The following is a 17,672-nucleotide window of genomic DNA, read 5'->3' as shown; positions in this document are numbered from 1 at the left end:
AAAAGCGCCTGAAGTGTTGCGTGCGGAATGCGAGAGTGGTTCGGTATAAGACCGGGCCCTAATATTTATCCATATCGAGGAAACATCAATGGCTTCAGAGAAATCAAAGATCATTTACACGCTGACAGACGAAGCGCCCTTATTGGCGACCTGTGCATTTTTACCAATCATTCGTACTTTTACAGCGCCGGCTGGGGTACAGGTTGTAGAGAGCGACATTTCTGTTGCGGCACGTATCTTGTCAGAGTTCTCTGATTGCTTAACTGCTGAGCAGAAGGTTCCTGATAATTTGGCCGAGCTTGGCCGCATGACTTTATTGCCTGATACCAACATTATTAAGTTGCCTAATATCAGTGCTTCAGTTCCACAGTTGCTCGCCGCTATTAAAGAATTGCAATCTAAGGGCTATAAGATCCCTGATTTCCCAGAAGATCCTAAGGATGATGCGGAAAAATCCATCCGCACTCGTTACTCCAAGTGCTTGGGTAGTGCAGTAAACCCAGTATTGCGCGAAGGTAACTCAGATCGCCGTGCACCTAATGCTGTTAAGCGTTATGCCCGCAAGAACCCACACTCTATGGGTGAGTGGAGTCAAGCTTCCCGTACGCACGTATCCCACATGCATGGCGGCGACTTCTACGCAGGTGAGAAGTCAATGACTATGACTAAGGCATGTGATGTGAAGATGGATTTGGTAACGAAGAGTGGCAAGACAATTGTTCTTAAGCCAAAAGTCTCTTTGCTTGCCGGTGAAATTATTGACAGCATGTACATGAGCAAGAAAGCACTCTGCGAGTTCTATGAAAAAGAAATCGAAGATGCTTATAAGACTGGCATGATGTTGTCCTTACACGTGAAGGCAACCATGATGAAGGTGTCACACCCAATCGTGTTCGGTCACGCTGTAAAGATTTTCTACAAAGATGCTTTTGAAAAGCATGCCAAGTTGTTTGAAGAGTTGGGCGTTAATCCAAACAACGGTATGAGCAGCTTGTACGACAAGATCAAAACTTTGCCAGAATCTAAGCGCGAAGAAATCATTCAAGATTTGCACGCTTGTCATGAGCACCGCCCAGCATTGGCGATGGTGGATTCTGCAAAAGGTATTGCCAACCTCCATTCACCAAGCGATGTGATCGTGGATGCATCCATGCCAGCGATGATTCGTGTTGGCGGCAAGATGTGGGGTGCTGATGGCCGTTTGCATGACACCAAAGCGGTTATTCCAGAAAGTACCTTTGCCCGTATTTACCAAGAGATGATTAACTTCTGCAAGACTCACGGTAACTTCGATCCAACAACGATGGGTACAGTGCCAAACGTGGGCTTGATGGCTCAGCAGGCAGAAGAGTACGGCTCACATGACAAGACTTTTGAGATCCCTGAAGCTGGTGTAGCTCGCATTGTTGCGGATGACGGCACAGTATTGCTCGAGCAGAACGTTGAAGAGGGTGATATCTGGCGTATGTGCCAAGTTAAAGATGCGCCGATTCGTGACTGGGTCAAGTTGGCAGTAAACCGCGCACGTTTATCTGGTACCCCAGCAGTATTCTGGTTAGATGAGTACCGTCCACATGAAGCTGAGTTGATCAAGAAGGTTCAAACCTATTTGAAAGATCATGACTTAACTGGTGTAGATATTCAGATCATGTCTCAGACTCGTGCAATGCGCTTTACATTAGAGCGCATCATTCGCGGTAAAGATACGATCTCTGTGACAGGTAATATTTTGCGTGACTACCTGACTGACTTGTTCCCAATTATGGAACTCGGTACCAGCGCCAAGATGTTGTCTATCGTGCCATTGATGGCGGGTGGCGGTCTCTTCGAAACTGGTGCGGGCGGCTCTGCTCCTAAGCACGTTCAACAGTTAGTTGAAGAGAACCATTTACGTTGGGATTCTTTAGGTGAGTTCTTGGCCTTGGCTGTTTCATTGGAAGATATCGGTGATAAAACCAATAATCCAAAAGTGAAGATTTTGGCTCGCACTCTAGACGAGGCAACCGGTACATTGTTAGACAACAATAAGTCACCATCACCACGCACTGGTGAGTTGGATAACCGTGGTAGCCAGTTCTACCTGGCGATGTACTGGGCTCAAGCCTTAGCTGCGCAAACCGAAGACAAAGAGCTACAAGCTCACTTTGCTCCGATTGCAAAAGCTTTGACTGAGAATGAACAAAAGATTGTTGCTGAGTTCAAGGCAGTACAAGGAAAGCCAGCTGATATTGGTGGCTACTTTATGCCTGATCAAGCCAAGTTCAAAGCAGTGATGTGCCCAAGCACTACGCTCAATGACATCTTGAGTAAAGCAGCAGCTTAAGCTGAGTTAGCTTCACAAAAAAGGCAAACCAAACGGTTTGCCTTTTTTCTTATGTAGAGCTGAAATACTTAAGCGCTCATATATTGCTCTTCTTGGTAGGTGCTAACCCACTGCGGTCTGTATACCAGGAGAATAGCCAGTAGCATTCCTGATAGTGAGCCCTCCATAAAGGAGAGGACAAGCAAGCCTAAAAACCAGCCTAAAGGATCACTAGTTCCGAATGAGCTAATTTGAAAAATTTGCTGCAATCCATAAATCAGTAGACCAGTTGCAAAAGTGCTAATAAAGCCTGCAAGATAGCCATTGCCTAAAATAAGAACAAATAAATGCTTCGGCAAAAATCGATCCACTGCTCGAATGACTAGATAGGCAAAGATTGCTGGAATCACACTCACCATGATGTAGTGACTAGTAGCCTCTACCAAATCCCCGCTGAAAGTAAAAATACCCGCTAGGGCAACGATAAAGAGTAGGGTAATGGCACTCCAGAATCCAAAAAGAGCTACAAGGAGCGAGGCACCAAAAAAGTGGAACGATAAATCAATGAAGTTTTGAAGATTGCTATTGGGCATATGGGCGCGAATATTCCAAGCAATGGCCAATAGGATGATGCAGGAAATAAAAAGATTCCGCAGCCGGGGCTGCAAGAGGACGCCGTCCCGACTCTTAAAGATGCCAAATAGGAAAATGGCGCATGCCAAGAAAATCCAAGCCATATTCATCTCTCAAGGGACTAAAACCATTATTTAACTGCGTAATGTGGCCTGCAGGTATCAGATTTAACCCTATTATCTAGAGAGGGGTTCAGCAATAAATCCTTAAGCGTAGGAGAATAAACATATTCATCGTGTAGTTTGACGACCATCAAAGAGATATTGATATGCCTAAAAATAACCCGAAGTTACTTTCTGAAGAAATTACCCCTAAGGCAGTTTTTGAGAGCCGCCGCGAATTAATTAAGTCTGCAGCGGCGGGGGCATTTGGATGTGCTTTAGCGCCTTGGTTTTCTCGTGAAGCTATGGCGGTCAATCCGCAGAAGTTGGCTGCCACTCCAAGTCCTGCTTTTATGGCAAAAGATGACCCAACTAGCTATAAGTACGTTACTACCTATAACAACTTCTATGAATTCGGGACTGATAAATCTGATCCCGCTGCTTATGCTCACACCCTCCAAACAAGGCCATGGACAGTGAGTATTGAAGGTTTGGTAAAAAAGCCTGTCACTTTGGATATCGATGCTTTATTAAAGTTAGCCCCGATGGAGGAGCGCATCTACCGTATGCGTTGTGTTGAGGGTTGGTCAATGGTAATTCCTTGGGATGGCTACTCTTTATCAAAGCTCTTGAATTATGTTCAGCCACTCGGTTCAGCAAAATATGTGGAATTTATTTCCTTGGCAGATAAAAAACAGATGCCGGGACTTGGGGATAACATTATTGACTGGCCTTACCGTGAAGGCTTGCGTTTAGATGAGGCAATGAACCCACTGACGCTACTCACTTTTGGTCTGTATGGCGAAATGCTACCAAAGCAAAATGGAGCTCCAGTGCGCATTGTGGTTCCTTGGAAATATGGCTTTAAGAGTGCTAAGTCGATTGTCAAAATTCGCTTAACAGAGGAAATGCCTAAAACTAGCTGGGGAAGAATTGCTCCTCGAGAATATGGTTTTTATTCCAATGTAAATCCTTCGGTGGATCATCCGCGTTGGAGTCAGGCTACTGAGCGCCGTATTGGAGACTCTAAAGGAGTTTTCGCTCCGAAGATCAAAACAGAAATGTTTAACGGCTATGGTGATCAAGTGGCGAGCATGTATGCTGGAATGGATCTCAAGAAGCTCTATTGAAGGTGATGAAATAAAGCGTTTATGAAGGTGATAATTTTTTTTCTAGCGCTCTTGCCACTGGATCGATTAATTTGGCTTGGTCTGACGGATGATTTAAGTGCTAATCCGATTGAGTTCATTACACGCTCAACGGGGACATGGGCGCTAGTCTTTCTGTGCTTGACGTTGGCGATGACGCCATTACGTTTGCTGACAAATTCAGTGACATGGATTCGGTATCGCAGAATGTTGGGCTTGTTTAGTTTTTTCTACGCCTGCCTACATTTTGGTATTTGGCTATGGCTGGATCAAGACTTTGACCTAGTAGAGATGCTTAAAGATGTTGCGAAGCGGCCATTTATCACTATGGGATTCATTAGCTTTGCATTGCTCATTCCATTGGCTTTGACTTCTACCCATTGGGCCCAAAGAAAGCTGGGGCGTCGTTGGGCGCAACTTCATCGGCTGATCTATCTCATTGCTTGCACCGTGATCCTGCACTTTTGGTGGCACAAGGCGGGCAAGAACGATCTTGATACCGTAACAATCTATGCAATCGTTTTGCTATTGCTGTTATGTTGTAGGATTCCTTATATCCGCAAGCTCTTGGGCAGGCGATTCATCACTTAACATCACCTCATCTATGACTCTGTTTTCACATTCTCGCGTTTCACTTGTTTCGATATTGGGCGCGCTGCTGATTGGTCTAGGATCATCGCAGGCCACAGCTCAGCAAGCTGAGCAAGCGGTGAAGACTGTAGCCTCTCTAGATGTCCCTCGCTATTTGGGAACCTGGTATGAGATAGCTAAGTTTCCAAACTGGTTTCAGAAAAAATGTGTTTCAAATACCAAGGCCGTATATACCGCTAAGCCTGATGGCAATCTTCGAGTACTCAATAGCTGCAAAACGGCTGGTGGAGAGACTTCAGAGGCAGAGGGCTTAGCTCGTCAAATTGGGGCTAAGGATTCACCAAAATTAGAAGTGCGCTTTGCTCCAGAGTGGCTCTCATTTCTACCGCTGGTATGGGGCGATTACTGGGTGATTGATTTGGATTCGCAATATCAGGTGGCAGCTGTAAGTGATCCGAGAAGAGAGTACCTTTGGGTTTTGTCGAGAACGCCTCAGCTCGATCCTAAAGTCTATGCTGATTTATTGCAGCGTTTGAAGCAGCAGCAATTCGATATTCAAAAGCTTGAGCTTACTTCTCAGAAAAATTAACGTGCCTGAAAAGCGAATTGGCGATTACTTGCTGCCTCCCGGAATCGATATTTTCGAACGTGGGTGGTTATCGGCAAATAATATTTTTCTTTTCGGCGAGGATGATGTTTCCCTGGTTGATACGGGCTATTGCGCCCATCAACAGATGACTGTTGATTTAGTCGCAAATGCGCTTAAGCAGCATGGTTTAAAAAAGCTCAATAAAGTCGTCAATACCCATTTGCACTCAGATCATTGTGGTGGCAATGCAGTCCTGTCAAACGAATTTGATTGCGAGATCTGGATACCAGAAGCCGAGGGAGTTGCTGTACAAAACTGGGATGAGAGTTTGCTCAGCTTTCAGCAGTTGGGACAAGAATGCCCGCGCTTTAGACATCATGCCCTCCTAGTGCCAGGCGAAGAAATCATCTTAGGCCCGTATCGCTGGCAAATTCTTGCAGCTCCTGGGCATGACAACCATTCCATCATGCTCTACCAAGAGCAACATCAAATCTTGATCTCTGCTGATGCGCTTTGGGAGGAGGGCTTTGGAGTCATCTTTCCTGAGCTCTGGGGTGAGGGTGGCTTTGAAGAGGTGGCGCAGACGCTAGAGCTAATTGAAGGGCTCTCAGTTGCCTTGGTTATTCCGGGGCATGGCAAACCTTTTACTGACGTAAAGAAGTCTATTGAGACTGCTAAATCCCGCCTGGATTACCTCTCAAGTGATGCTTATCGCAATGCTCGTCATGGCGCTAAGGTGCTCCTAAAGTACAAATTATTGGAATGGCGTAATCAGGAGCTGACAAAAGTTAACCAGTGGATTTCAGATACGCCAGTGCTGGAAAGTATTCGTCAGCAATTGCATCTCGGTGCTGAAGAGTTTCAAGCTTGGTTAGTGCAGGCTTTAGTGAAATCGAAAGCGGCAACTATCGAAAAGGGTTACCTAGTAAATCTTGATTAATTCTATTAACTAGAAATTAAACGAGAGCTTTCCGTAAAAAGACCAGTCATAAACAGGATAGCTCTGCACTACCTGTTTGCTTGCCCCCACGGCAAATAAGAAGTGTTTGTTGAGTCGATGAGTCACCATGGCATCAAGTGGCACAAACCAGCCACCACCTCCACCAGTGTTCCATGCAATTCCGTTTTCATCCCAAAAACGAATTTGCGTATCGGGAAAAATATTAAATCCTAGCGTTGGAAAAATACTCAGATTGCGAACTAAAGGAGGTTGGCTAGAATTATTGGCAAATGAATTGCCTTTGGTATTAAACCCGTACATATATCGCAGGAGTGGTGAGAAATCTGAGAGCCGCGAGTCAGATCCTTTTTTGGGGACGTATACAGTACCTATCTGGGGCCCAGCTGCCCATTGCCCATAATTACCAAACGGAAAGACTATTCGACCGCCTAAAGTTCCTTCCCAATTTTTTAGAATACTAGGATGGTTTCCCCAGACGGTAAGCATTGTGTTGCCCGCACTATAGGTTCCAGATGATTGCTCTGGAAGTTGAGGTCCATAAGTAGATACATAGGAGGTATCTAGGCGCAAGGTACCTCGCCATTGATCCAGTTGAAGGGGTTGGTAGTAGCGCAACTTCAGGGTGTCGCTTTGAGTTTGCTCTCCGAAGGTGTCGTGATAACCCCAAAATTCGAGAACCCGTTGGCTAGAGTACTGATCAGATGCTTTCTCAAGGTCTAAAAAACCTCCCGAGAACTTACTTTCATCAGCCATCGCTTTTCCCATCAAACCTATCAGGGCCAATGAAAGCAGTAGGTGAGCCATAATCCGCAACAATGTCATATAGGCAGTAATATAAATGACTCAGTCAATTTAGAAGATAAGCAGAGAGAATATGGAACATACAGTATTGGTAACCGGCGCTACAGCTGGCTTTGGAGAGGCAACTGCTAGACGATTTTTAGCGCATGGCCATAAAGTGATTGCTGTAGGCAGAAGGGTGGAGCGCTTAGAGGCATTAAAAGCATCCCTACCTGCAGAGCAACAGAAAAAATTACTCACCTTAGCTGTGGATGTATGTGACAGCGCGAAGGTGGATGGTCTTGCGGCAACATTGCCAGCGGACTTTGCCAGGGTAACGTTGCTGGTCAATAACGCTGGATTGGCTTTAGGCTTAGAGCCAGCACATCAAGCATTCCTCTCGGATTGGGATCAGATGATTGATACCAACATCAAGGGCCTCGTGCATATGACACGCGCTTTCTTACCGGGAATGGTGGAGCGTAAATGTGGACACGTCATTAATCTAGGTTCTGTAGCAGCAAACTATCCTTATCCAGGTGGCAACGTATACGGCGGTACTAAAGCCTTTGTGCAGCAATTTAGCCTGAACCTCAGGGCGGATTTAATTGGCACGCCGGTGCGTGTTACTTGCGTTGAGCCTGGCATGTGCTCTGGAACAGAGTTTTCCAATGTGCGCTTTAAGGGTGATGATGATAAGGCTGGCCAGGTCTATACCGGTGTTAAAGCATTGAGCGCGGATGATGTTGCTGAGGCTATTTATTGGTCCGCCAACTTGCCAAGCCATATGAATATTAATTTAGTCGAGCTGATGCCAGTGCAGCAAGCCTTCAACGGCTTTAATGTTCACCGTGGTGAGTTTTAAGGAAATCTAGACCGTCGGTTTCCACTTGTAAAACTTGGGATAGACGCGCATTACTACTGGTCCATCAAAGTCCCAAGATTTACAGGTTCCCAAATAGAGTGGTGGCTTGTTGTCATCCGGATCAAATAAGGCTCCGGGAATAGATTGGAAGGCCGCTGTTGCAATATTGCTCAGCAGCTCTCGCAAGTGCGTGCACCCTTTAATTCCGCCAAGATGTTCATTGATGGTTTTGCGCCAACCTTTGCCAAGGCGGGCGCCAATTAGCGCATCCATCGGAGGTATGACTTGGGGGCATTCGGGGTGCGGATGACTATCCATTGCCACCTCAATTGCTTGAATGATTAATTCTGTATTGACGGTAATGCGAACCCACATATCGTGAAAAGCTTGGCCAGGCTCCCAGGTCTTTCCACCAGTAGTAAATGGGTGAAATTTGAAATCCCGTAAATGGGCCTCAATGTCCCACAGACCGTCTTCTCGAGCATACCCCTGAAAGGTAATTTCACGGGTATGTAAGGGGTTTCTGGGGGCTGGGGTTGAGAGCATGGCGACAGTAAGTAAGAAGCTAAAAGAAGGTATATATCAATCATAACGGCTTCATTTGAGGGTCGCGTAGTCAGTCTGCTTTGTAGTATTCTCGGCAACATATGGCCAAACCAATTTCTCTCGAAAAAATATTATTTAGCCAAGGATTTGGCACAAGGCGCTATTGCAGCGATTTAGTTTATGCCGACCTAGTCAAGGTCAATGGTGTGTTGGCGGAGGATCCAGAGGAGCGCATTGCGACAGAGGGTTTAATGCTCAATGTGGAAGGCAAGGACTGGGAGTTTCATGAAAAGGCCTATATTGCCTTTAATAAGCCCCCAAACTATGAGTGCTCTCACAAAACTACGCATCATCCAAGCGTCTATAGCTTATTGCCTAAGCCATTTGTAGAGCGGGGCTTGCAATGTGTTGGCCGTTTAGATTTTGATACTACTGGCTTAATTCTGATTTCAGATGATGGCCAGTTTATCCATAAGATGACTACGCCAAAGAAGAATATTGGCAAGGTGTATGAGATCACCACTCCAGAGCCTATTACCCAAAAACAGATCGACCACTTGCTCAATGGTGTCGTGCTGGATGACGATCCAAAGCCTTGTTTTGCCACAGCATGCAAACAGCTCAGCGAAAATGTATTGGCAATGACTATCGTTGAAGGCCGCTACCATCAGGTGAAGCGCATGATGGCCGCAGTAGGCAATCATGTGGCCAAACTACACCGTACTGAAATCGGCCAATACCTGATGCCTGCGGATTTGGCGGAAGGTGAGTGGCGTTGGCTATATCCAGAAGATTTACAAAAGTTATCTAAAAGCGTGGATGCCCCTAGTGCCTAAGCTAGTTGCAAGCGATTTTGATTTTGAAAAAATACTGCCCGAGTGGCAGGTGAATCGGAGCGCTCAGGAGTTAACTCGAGTATTTGAGTTTAGAGACTTTAAAGACGCATTTGAATTTATGACGCTTTGCGCACACTTTGCTGAAGAGCTCGATCATCACCCAGATTGGTCTAATTCTTGGAATAGGGTGTCAGTGCGCCTGAGCACTCATTCGATGAAAGCCTTGACTGAGCTAGACATCACCATGGCAAGCGCTATGGATCAATTTGCCCGTCAAGTCTTGGCCTAGCTATTTACTGAACTTCCTCGTCATCTTCATCTTCGGAAGTAATACTCATGAGGATGGTTGCCAATAGACCATAAACAACTTCGGTTGCGATCATGCCATCTTCATCAAGCTCGTCAATCAGATCATTCAAGCAATCTTCTGTCGGCTCATTTAAGAGTGTCATGGCGCATTCGCACCCATAATCAAAATCTTCGTCGTTTTGGGTTTGAGTGTCGTTTGTCATATGAATCCTTTAAGTGATGATGCAGAATAGCAAATAAAGCCTCACTAGCCCAGCTCTATTATTTCAGTAGAGCAAGAACTTCTTTGAAGGCTGGATTTTGAGCGCTCTTGAGCCACTCAAATCCCAGCATCTCTCCAGTGATCAGTCTGGCCCCAGCGATTCGCAGTCGGTCTAGCGCGATTTGCTTATCGAGTGCTCTGCGTGAGCCAACTCCATCTACCACTACCGATACATCGTAGCCTTCATCGATGAGTTTGAGTGCTGTTTGCATTAAGCAAACATGGGTTTCGCATCCCATCAAAATGCATTGCTGACGATTGCCAGGAATTGCAGCAGTAAGACCATCGGCACAGGCGTTGAAATGCTCTTTGCTAATGGTCGTGCTGCAAAAGGACTTGATGGATTCAATATTGCTTCCCAGGCTATTTGGGCTCTGCTCCGTGCCGATAATCGGAATCTCGAGTAGTTGGGCAATTTTGGCGGTACGAATGCATTGATTTAGTACTGCCTCGCCTTGATCTATTGCGGGCATCAAGCGCCCTTGTAAATCGATCAAGATCAAGATGGATGACTCAGCATGAATTTGATTGGATGTATTCATAGACATTAGGCTCATAGAAGAAGGCTGACAGTTTTAAAGTCGGGGTCGTCATCGAGATTGGAAATCTGAAAACCCAGATCAGAAACAAGGTGCAACATTTTAAGATTCTTACTTAAGACATAGCCTAGCATTTCTTGTAATCCATTTTCTTTTGCATGCGCAATCAGGTCAAGCATCAGATGTGTACCAATACCATGTGCAGTATGGCTATCACTTACGCTCAATGAGAATTCGCAACTACTTTTCTTAGGCGGTGTCACATAACGTGAAATTCCAACAATCTCCTGCATGCCTGAATGATTTGTTATGACTGCAACTAGGGCCATTTCTTTATTATAGTCTAGGTGCAGAATGTCATCCAGAAAATCATCCGGTAATTTGGAGATCGAATGGGCAAATCGAAGGTAGCGACTCTCAGGTGAGAGGTGATTAAAGAGCCCAATGATTCGCTCTCGATCATCCAGCTGAATGGGTCGAATAAGATAGTGCAACCCACCATCAAGCGCATATGTCTTATTGGAAAATGAAATCGGAGTCTTCATGGTTTGGAGATGGACAAGGTTTCATGCTTCAGGATACCTTTTTATGGCTACCTTCATAGTGTTTTAGCTCTAAAATGAGTCTCCAGCTCACCCCATTTAGCAAGCCCCTCATGATTTCTTTGGTTCAGGCATATACCGACCACTCCTCAATCTTCTTTGTATTGGCTGCAATTAGCGTCTTAATCGTAGGGATTTCTAAAAGTGGATTTGGTGCGGGTTTAGGAGTGCTTTCATTGCCGTTGATGGCAAGTCAGTCCAGCATTAATGAAGCCCTGGCAATCTTATTGCCACTCTTGATTGCTATTGATTTGGTCGGATTACGACGTTTTCTAAAAAATGCCGATTGGAGAATACTCAAGCTGATCTTGTTGCCAGCCGCATTTGGAATGTTATTAGGCTGCCTTTTCTTTTCAGCTATTACGCCCAAGATTCTTTCTCTTTCAATTGGCATCTTTACCTTACTCTTTTTAATTCAAAGCTTTGTGATGTCACGCTTGGACCTGAAAGAGGCTAAGCCATTCCCCTGGCTCGGAAGATTGATGGGGGGTGTATCAGGCTTTACCTCTTTTGTTGCGCATATAGGGGGTCCGCCAATCACCATCTATATGCTGAGGGAGAAAGTTTCACCGATGGTGTACACCTCAACATTGGGGATATTTTTTACGGTGATTAATTTTGGCAAATTAGCCCCATATGCCTATCTTGATTTACTGAACTTTAATCAGTTAGCCACCTCAATACTTTTTTTACCTCTAGTGCCGGTAGGGGTATATTTAGGTTTTTATTTGGCCAAGAGGATTTCGGCTAAGTGGTACTACATCATTGTCCAATTTTTCTTATTGGTAGCTAGTATTAAATTAATTGCTGATGGCTTGCTGGCCTAAGTACAACCAAGAAAGATTTATGAATTACTCTATTCGGCTTATAACGTATTTGATCTTCGGAATCACTTTTAGTTTTACATTTCCAGTTGGTGTGAATGCGCAGACATTCTCACCCTATACTCCCAAGCAAATTCAAGAGTTTAATAATCAGCCGATTGCGCCGATGGAAACTCCCTCAGGCCCGGTTTATGTGGATCCACCACCCGTTAGCCAGAAGCCAAAAGTGCCTTTTGATTCACGCTATGTCAAAAATCCAGATGGTGAAGAGCAGGCTGAAGCGCAGGAGACTGAATCCGCTGCGCCTTTTGAGCCAATACCTGCCACCTTTACCTTCTAGTAACACCCAACTGTTAAAATTGCTTCTACATTTTAGAAAAGAGTTCTCATGAAATTACATTCCATTCGTTTGCTTGCAAGCGCTGTAATAGCCCTAGGCTTTGTTACGGCGGCCCATTCCCAAAACTCGCTGCCGATTAATGCAGCTGCCTCTGTTAATGGCTACATTATTTCCAACGACCTTGTTGAGCAAGGTATTCAAGCAGCCTTGTCTCAAGGTCAAAAAGATTCTCCAGAGCTCCGCAAAGCGGTCTTGGCAAAGATGATTGAAATTGCCCTCTTATCACAACAGGCCGATAAAGATGGCCTCGCAAATTCTGATAGAGCTAATAGTCAGTTGGCCATAATTCGTCAAAATTATTTAGCAGACTTAGAGCTATCTACTTATATGTCGAAAAATCCCGTTAGTGATGCGGATGTCCAGGCAGAGTACAACCGTGAGATTGCTTCTTTAGGATCACAGGGCATGATCGTGGAATACAAGGTGAGTGATATTGCTGTTGCTACTGAGGCGGATGCGCAAGCTGCCTTGGCCAGAATTAAAAAAGGTGAGTCTTTCGATAAAGTGGCTAAGAGTGTTTCATTGGCCCCAAATAAGGTTCAGGGTGGTGCTGTAGGTTGGGTACAGGCAGGTCAGACCTTGCCGCAAATTGCCAGTGTTCTGACAACCTTGTCTAAAGGCCAGGTTTCTCCAGCGCCAATTCAGATGCCACAAGGCTGGTACTTAATTAAGCTGGAAGATAAAAAATCCAGCAAGCCGCCAACTTTTGAACAAGCTAAAGCAGCTATTCGTAATGGTTTGATGCAGAAGAAGCAGTTTGAATTCTTGTCCCAATTGCGTCAGGGCGCTACTATCGTCGTACGTTAAATCAGGTCAAATGATTAAAAAGGGCGCCTGAGGGCGCTCTTTTGCATTTCTGCCAGTCTCTAGTGGTATTTCTCTATCTCCTTGCCAATCATTCGGGAGTAGATTGAAAAATCACTGATTAAATAAGGGAGTGCAAATGAGCAAGAATCCGTTTGATTTAGGTGCAATGGCAAATCAGGCAAGGGGAATGAAGGCTGCTCAGGCGGCTGGTCAGGCTGCGCTGACAAGCGCTCAGGAGATCGCCCAATTAAATCAGCGTGCTGCGCAAGAGCTATCTTCTCGATTGCAAGCCAAAGTTGCAGAACTCATGAAAACACAGGATCCAAAGGCGGCTTTTGATTATGTACATGCTGAGGTATTGCAAGAGGCTGCAAAAGAGGTTGCTGACTATCAGGCCCAGCTTTTTCAAGCTTTCGCCAGCGGCAATAAAGAGCTCGCGCAAATTGCTGAGACGATGATTAAAGACTCGCAACATGACTTAATTCATTTTGTGAATGAAGCCACTCAAAATGCTCCGGCTGGAACTGAGCCTTATACCTCTGTGTTCAAAACCTCATTTAATAATGCGCTCCAGAATTTTGAATTGATCCGTGCGGCAATGGCAGACTCATTTGTAAGCTTTGAGAAGAGCGTAGAAAACATGAGTCAGTTTTCATCAGTACAAAAAAGTAGTGATACACCGAAACCAAAAAAGAAATAGCGCTTTTATATTACTAGCTTGGCAAGCATGGCATAGAGAGGAATGCCCAAAATAATATTGAATGGGAAAGTAATACCTAGCGACATGCCCATATAGAGGGCTGGATTCACCTCCGGTAAGGCATGTCGTAAAACAGCTGGCACGGCAATATAGGAGGCGCTTGAAGCAAGGACCATCAGCAAAATAGTATTGCCAAGTGGCAGGCCTATCAACTTGCAGAGTGCTAATGCGATGAGAGCATGTGACAGTGGAGAGGCAATTGCATAGAGGAGGGTGATGGGCGGTTTTCCCTTCAGACCTTTTATATTTCTGGCTGCCATCAAACCCATATCCAGTAGAAAAAATGCGAGCATTCCCTTGAAAAGATCAATGGAAAAGGGTGCCATGAGTTTTTGACCCGCATCTCCACTTACCAAGCCAACTACCATGGATCCAAGCAGTAAAAGTTGTGCGCCATCGGTAAAGGACTCATGCAGTATTTTTGAGATCCCTGTTTGCGTAACTTCAGTTTGAGTTTGTTTTGTGTGTGCAGCCCTCGCTTTATTTGCTAGCACTATCGCCAGAATGATTGCTGGAGATTCCATCAGCGCCATCGCTGCTGCCATATGGCCACCATAGCTGATATTGAATTGATCCAAGTATTGGGTGGCTGTGATGAATGTTACGGCACTGACAGAGCCATAGGTAGCGGCAACAGCCGCTGCATCAAATGCGTTTAGCTTTGTTCTGAGGATTTGATAACCAATGATAGGTACCAGGACGGCTAAAAATATTGCGAGACCAAGTGAGAGGGCGATTTCAGTTGTAAACCCAGATTTGTGTAGTGCGAAACCACCCTTGAGTCCCAATGCCATTAATAGGTAGAGTGACAGAAAGCGGGCGATGGGTTGTGGAATTTCCAGGTTCGATTTCACAGCGCCAGCAAAAGCGCCAAATATAAAAAACAGGATTGCCGGGTCTAAAAAATTTGCCATCGCCTAACGCCTGATAATTGCTTCTACTAGTGGGTGCTGAATTTTCTTCTCCGAGCGAATGGCATAAAAATATTCATATATATCCTCGCACTTACCAATCATTTCGATGTGATAAGTTTCTTGTAAATCTTTCTTGATGCTTTCTCCAGCTGGGAAGACTCCAAGGCCACTGGCTGCAAAGGTTTTCAGTAGGGCGCTATCCTCAAACTCCCCTGCAATATTGGGGTTGATGCCATTTTCAGCAAACCACTGGTCTATCAAATGGCGAACCTTCGAGTGAGAGGTTGGCAGCAGAATGGGTAACTCATTTAGGCAGGCGGGAAAAGCCTTCTTAGAATTTTTGAGTAGTTTCTTGGGGCCAAACCATGCAATGGCTGACTTGATTAATTCTTCACTGTAGACGTGAAGATTTTTGTTGATTGGGGCAGGTCTGTCTGCAAGCACAACATCTAATCTATGAAGTGCTAGGTCTGCCAAGAGATCTTCAAATTCACCTTCATGCGCAATCAGCTGCACATCATTTTTTTCTAAGATCGGTCCTAGCAGCTGTCTAGTGACTAGCTTGGGAAGGCCATCGGATACACCAACTGTAATTTTGGTTTTAGGAGAGCTTGCGGCTTCCCTTACTGCCTCCGGCAAGCGTTCGCCCAAGAGAAAAATTTGATCAGCAATTTCTAGGGCGGCAAAGCCAGACTCAGTGAGGGTGATACCTCGACCCGCAGGCTTAAATAGTAGATATCCCAGTGATTTCTCTAATTCGTGTACTTGGGCGCTAATCGTCTGGATTGCGATATTGAGGCGTTCAGCGGCTTTAGACATACTGCCTTCTTTGGCCACTACCCAAAAGTAGTAAAGGTGACGGTAGTTATAGAGCATTTTAATTATCAGGTTTTTACGAAATTATTATCAATATATCTCTGCTTTTAGTTAAGTGCAAATCAGCCTAAATTAACCCCATAGAAATCCATGGAATTCATGGGTAATTAAATGAGGAGATGAAATTGGAACTATTTAGCCCCGAATTTTTTTCGGCTTTACTGGCAATTATTGTGATTGACTTGGTGCTTGCGGGTGATAACGCCATTGTGATTGCGATGGCTGCTAGAAATCTTCCAGCGCATCTGCAGAAAAAGGCAATTATCTGGGGCGCTGTCGGTGCGATTGCAGTTCGAAGCGCAATGACGCTATTGGTTGTCTACTTACTGAAGATCCCCGGTTTGATGCTGATAGGTGGTTTGCTATTGGTTTGGATTGCCTACCGCTTGCTAAATCCCGAGCAAGAGAATGATGAGCATGGCCAAGCATCCACCACTTTTTGGGGTGCTATGAAAACGATTGTGATTGCCGATGCCATCATGGGCTTAGACAACGTTCTTGCAGTGGCAGGTGCTTCGCACGGTAGCTATGTGCTGGTTGTCCTTGGATTGTTAATTAGCATTCCAGTGGTGATCTGGGGTTCGACACAAATCCTCAAGCTGGTCGAGCGCTACCCTTCAGTTACCTACTTAGGTGCTGGCGTACTGGCGTGGACGGCCGCAAAAATGATGACTTCTGAGCCTCTCTCTCAAGATTGGCTTGCTTCCCAGAGCCCAGCTTTGGAATATGTGATTCAAGTGGCTGTTGTATTGGGTGTATTAACTAGTGGGTTTATTAGAAGTAGGCGTGCGCTTGAAGGTGTGATTGCTCCTTCGGTTGTTGTTCCCGAGTCTGCAAATGTCGTTTTACAAGAGCAGTCCCCTAATTATGGAGAAAGCAAAATGAATAAAATTTTAATTCCTGTGGATGGTTCAAAAAATTCAGAAATGGCAGTAAAGCATGCTGTGAAGACCTATGGCCAGGACCCCAGTGCACATTTTTACTTGTGCAATGTGCAGCCTACCTTATATCGCCACATCGGCAAATTTTTGAGTAAGCAAGATATTAATGAGTGGCATGCTGAACGTGCTGCTCAGGCTGCAGCCTCAGCATCTGCATACCTTGAAAATCGCGGCCTAAACTTTTCCTTTGCTTATGTGTGCGGAGATAAAGGTAGCGCGATTCGTGATGAAGCGGTGCGACTTGAATGCAATCGCATTGTGATTGGTACCTCGAAGAAAAACTCTTTGAGCCGCTTATTTGAAAACTCTACTACCGCTAAGTTGCTTGAAATCAGCGATATTCCAGTGGAGGTAGTAACTGGCAGTTCCTTGCCTGCGCTTGAGCGTTGGGGCATTCCGGCTCTGGGTGCTGGCGCAGCAACTGCACTGATGGCAGTAGTGATCGATTAGTTTTAATCCAGCTGTTCTCTTTTATGCCCTCGATCTGAGGGCATTTTTTTTCTTATCAATATTCAGTTAAATACTGAATTAAAGTCAATTAAATTCTGCTTTATTAGAAGTAAAGATTGTCCTATTCTGAGCTTGTGTTTAACAGAGGAGAGATGCGAATGGATGTGATCTTAGATGCGAAAGAAGTCGTAGAGCCAGAATTAAAGGTCTTCACCGAGAATCGGGTGAAGTTCTCTTTGAAGCGGTTGTTTTGGATGGTTCGAAAAATTAAGATTCGATACTCTGCAGTCCCATCATCAAAGGCGACCTGCAATCAACATTGCATGATTAGCTTAGAGACATTTGACCACCATCAAATCGAAGTGAGCATGACCGCGAGAGATAAGCGTATGGCTCTGGAAATGTGCCTAAAGAAAATTTATAAGCTGATTCAGAAGACGTTTCATAAAAGTCAAAAATATGGGCGATTTTCAAAACACGTCTACGTATGAGAAAGTCGTCCTCAATTCAATTTATTCGTCACAAGTATGATCTAATTACCTCTTTACATGTGGGGAGTAGCCTGCTCAGTCCTCTGAGTCCTATATATCGTCAATTCGGCCTTTGGGCCCGGTATATGGGTGATACATCATCAAG

22 protein-coding genes and 1 pseudogene are annotated in these 17,672 nt (G+C 45.1%); 15 read left to right on the top strand and 8 right to left on the bottom strand.

Features of this window, described 5'->3' with window-relative positions; all coding sequences use genetic code 11:
* Positions 1–88: 88 nt before the first annotated feature.
* Entirely contained in the window at positions 89–2,323 is a 2,235-nt protein-coding gene (locus ICN11_RS01065; protein ID WP_216228737.1) for an NADP-dependent isocitrate dehydrogenase, read from the top strand.
* A gap of 68 nt (positions 2,324–2,391) precedes the next feature.
* On the opposite strand, the gene ICN11_RS01060 is transcribed toward ICN11_RS01065, so the two are convergent.
* Positions 2,392–3,039, bottom strand: coding sequence for an energy-coupling factor ABC transporter permease (locus ICN11_RS01060; protein ID WP_216228736.1), 648 nt, complete (start codon positions 3,037–3,039; stop codon positions 2,392–2,394).
* A gap of 164 nt (positions 3,040–3,203) precedes the next feature.
* Here ICN11_RS01060 and msrP point away from each other — a divergent pair, with 164 nt between their 5' ends.
* The 4 genes from msrP to ICN11_RS01040 are packed head-to-tail and all read left to right on the top strand — an operon-like array spanning position 3,204 to position 6,304.
* Positions 3,204–4,166 carry a protein-methionine-sulfoxide reductase catalytic subunit MsrP gene (msrP, locus tag ICN11_RS01055; RefSeq protein WP_216228735.1) on the top strand — a complete coding sequence of 321 codons (963 nt, stop codon included), beginning with the start codon at positions 3,204–3,206 and terminating at the stop codon, positions 4,164–4,166.
* 21 nt (positions 4,167–4,187) lie between these two features.
* Entirely contained in the window at positions 4,188–4,775 is a 588-nt protein-coding gene (locus ICN11_RS01050; protein WP_216228734.1) for a sulfite oxidase heme-binding subunit YedZ, read from the top strand.
* A gap of 13 nt (positions 4,776–4,788) precedes the next feature.
* The gene (locus tag ICN11_RS01045) at positions 4,789–5,364 is read left to right on the top strand and encodes a lipocalin family protein (RefSeq protein ID WP_216228733.1); all 576 of its coding nucleotides are present in this window, start codon (positions 4,789–4,791) and stop codon (positions 5,362–5,364) included.
* Positions 5,339–6,304, top strand: coding sequence for an MBL fold metallo-hydrolase (locus ICN11_RS01040; protein ID WP_255539841.1), 966 nt, complete (start codon positions 5,339–5,341; stop codon positions 6,302–6,304). Before ICN11_RS01045 ends, ICN11_RS01040 begins: the two co-directional genes overlap by 26 nt.
* A gap of 9 nt (positions 6,305–6,313) precedes the next feature.
* Here the strand turns inward: ICN11_RS01040 and ICN11_RS01035 are convergent, their stop codons facing one another.
* Entirely contained in the window at positions 6,314–7,090 is a 777-nt protein-coding gene (locus ICN11_RS01035; RefSeq protein WP_255539840.1) for a hypothetical protein, read from the bottom strand.
* Positions 7,091–7,199: 109 nt separating this feature from the next.
* Here ICN11_RS01035 and ICN11_RS01030 point away from each other — a divergent pair, with 109 nt between their 5' ends.
* Positions 7,200–7,970, top strand: coding sequence for an SDR family oxidoreductase (locus ICN11_RS01030; RefSeq protein ID WP_216228732.1), 771 nt, complete (start codon positions 7,200–7,202; stop codon positions 7,968–7,970).
* Positions 7,971–7,976: 6 nt separating this feature from the next.
* Here the strand turns inward: ICN11_RS01030 and ICN11_RS01025 are convergent, their stop codons facing one another.
* Positions 7,977–8,516 carry a DUF2889 domain-containing protein gene (locus ICN11_RS01025; RefSeq protein WP_216228731.1) on the bottom strand — a complete coding sequence of 180 codons (540 nt, stop codon included), beginning with the start codon at positions 8,514–8,516 and terminating at the stop codon, positions 7,977–7,979.
* 101 nt (positions 8,517–8,617) lie between these two features.
* Between ICN11_RS01025 and ICN11_RS01020 the strand changes: the two genes are divergently transcribed.
* A complete protein-coding gene (locus ICN11_RS01020; protein WP_216228730.1) occupies positions 8,618–9,352 on the top strand; it encodes a pseudouridine synthase in 735 nt (244 codons plus the stop codon).
* The gene (locus tag ICN11_RS01015) at positions 9,345–9,641 is read left to right on the top strand and encodes a 4a-hydroxytetrahydrobiopterin dehydratase (protein WP_370623582.1); all 297 of its coding nucleotides are present in this window, start codon (positions 9,345–9,347) and stop codon (positions 9,639–9,641) included. Before ICN11_RS01020 ends, ICN11_RS01015 begins: the two co-directional genes overlap by 8 nt.
* A gap of 4 nt (positions 9,642–9,645) precedes the next feature.
* On the opposite strand, the gene ICN11_RS01010 is transcribed toward ICN11_RS01015, so the two are convergent.
* Genes ICN11_RS01010 through ICN11_RS01000 form a run of 3 tightly spaced genes read right to left on the bottom strand, consistent with a single transcriptional unit; the run spans position 9,646 to position 11,007 of the window.
* Positions 9,646–9,864 carry a hypothetical protein gene (locus ICN11_RS01010; RefSeq protein ID WP_046329638.1) on the bottom strand — a complete coding sequence of 73 codons (219 nt, stop codon included), beginning with the start codon at positions 9,862–9,864 and terminating at the stop codon, positions 9,646–9,648.
* A gap of 58 nt (positions 9,865–9,922) precedes the next feature.
* Positions 9,923–10,465, bottom strand: coding sequence for an isochorismatase family protein (locus ICN11_RS01005; RefSeq protein ID WP_216228728.1), 543 nt, complete (start codon positions 10,463–10,465; stop codon positions 9,923–9,925).
* An 11-nt stretch (positions 10,466–10,476) separates the two neighbouring features.
* The gene (locus tag ICN11_RS01000) at positions 10,477–11,007 is read right to left on the bottom strand and encodes a GNAT family N-acetyltransferase (protein WP_216228727.1); all 531 of its coding nucleotides are present in this window, start codon (positions 11,005–11,007) and stop codon (positions 10,477–10,479) included.
* 74 nt (positions 11,008–11,081) lie between these two features.
* Here ICN11_RS01000 and ICN11_RS00995 point away from each other — a divergent pair, with 74 nt between their 5' ends.
* From ICN11_RS00995 to ICN11_RS00980, 4 genes are all read left to right on the top strand, one after another.
* The gene (locus tag ICN11_RS00995; RefSeq protein ID WP_255539839.1) at positions 11,082–11,891 is read left to right on the top strand and encodes a sulfite exporter TauE/SafE family protein; all 810 of its coding nucleotides are present in this window, start codon (positions 11,082–11,084) and stop codon (positions 11,889–11,891) included.
* Positions 11,892–11,910: 19 nt separating this feature from the next.
* Positions 11,911–12,228 (top strand): hypothetical protein, encoded by a 318-nt coding sequence (locus tag ICN11_RS00990; RefSeq protein ID WP_216228726.1) that lies wholly within the window; start codon positions 11,911–11,913, stop codon positions 12,226–12,228.
* A 48-nt stretch (positions 12,229–12,276) separates the two neighbouring features.
* Entirely contained in the window at positions 12,277–13,095 is an 819-nt protein-coding gene (locus ICN11_RS00985) for a peptidyl-prolyl cis-trans isomerase (protein WP_216228725.1), read from the top strand.
* A 136-nt stretch (positions 13,096–13,231) separates the two neighbouring features.
* Positions 13,232–13,795, top strand: a complete 564-nt coding sequence (locus ICN11_RS00980) for a phasin family protein (RefSeq protein ID WP_216228724.1) — start codon at positions 13,232–13,234, stop codon at positions 13,793–13,795.
* A gap of 5 nt (positions 13,796–13,800) precedes the next feature.
* Here the strand turns inward: ICN11_RS00980 and ICN11_RS00975 are convergent, their stop codons facing one another.
* Both ICN11_RS00975 and ICN11_RS00970 read right to left on the bottom strand, forming a co-directional pair.
* The gene (locus ICN11_RS00975) at positions 13,801–14,769 is read right to left on the bottom strand and encodes a sodium-dependent bicarbonate transport family permease (RefSeq protein WP_216228723.1); all 969 of its coding nucleotides are present in this window, start codon (positions 14,767–14,769) and stop codon (positions 13,801–13,803) included.
* Between the two features lie 3 nt (positions 14,770–14,772).
* Positions 14,773–15,645 (bottom strand): LysR family transcriptional regulator, encoded by an 873-nt coding sequence (locus ICN11_RS00970; protein WP_216863117.1) that lies wholly within the window; start codon positions 15,643–15,645, stop codon positions 14,773–14,775.
* 119 nt (positions 15,646–15,764) lie between these two features.
* On the opposite strand from ICN11_RS00970, the pseudogene ICN11_RS10680 reads away from it, so the two are divergent.
* The 3 genes and pseudogenes from ICN11_RS10680 to ICN11_RS00960 all read left to right on the top strand — a co-directional run.
* A pseudogene (locus tag ICN11_RS10680) lies at positions 15,765–16,433 on the top strand (TerC family protein); the annotation flags it as partial.
* 93 nt (positions 16,434–16,526) lie between these two features.
* Positions 16,527–17,036: a universal stress protein gene (locus ICN11_RS10675; RefSeq protein ID WP_255539850.1), complete on the top strand. Its 510-nt coding sequence runs from the start codon at positions 16,527–16,529 to the stop codon at positions 17,034–17,036.
* A gap of 158 nt (positions 17,037–17,194) precedes the next feature.
* Positions 17,195–17,527: a hypothetical protein gene (locus tag ICN11_RS00960; RefSeq protein ID WP_216228721.1), complete on the top strand. Its 333-nt coding sequence runs from the start codon at positions 17,195–17,197 to the stop codon at positions 17,525–17,527.
* The last annotated feature ends 145 nt before the right edge of the window (positions 17,528–17,672 follow it).

The organism is Polynucleobacter sp. 78F-HAINBA (assembly GCF_018882325.1).
Taxonomy (GTDB): Bacteria; Pseudomonadota; Gammaproteobacteria; order Burkholderiales; family Burkholderiaceae; genus Polynucleobacter.
The sequence above is the reverse complement of the archived record's forward strand: the minus strand, read 5'-3'. Positions and strand labels throughout refer to the sequence as shown.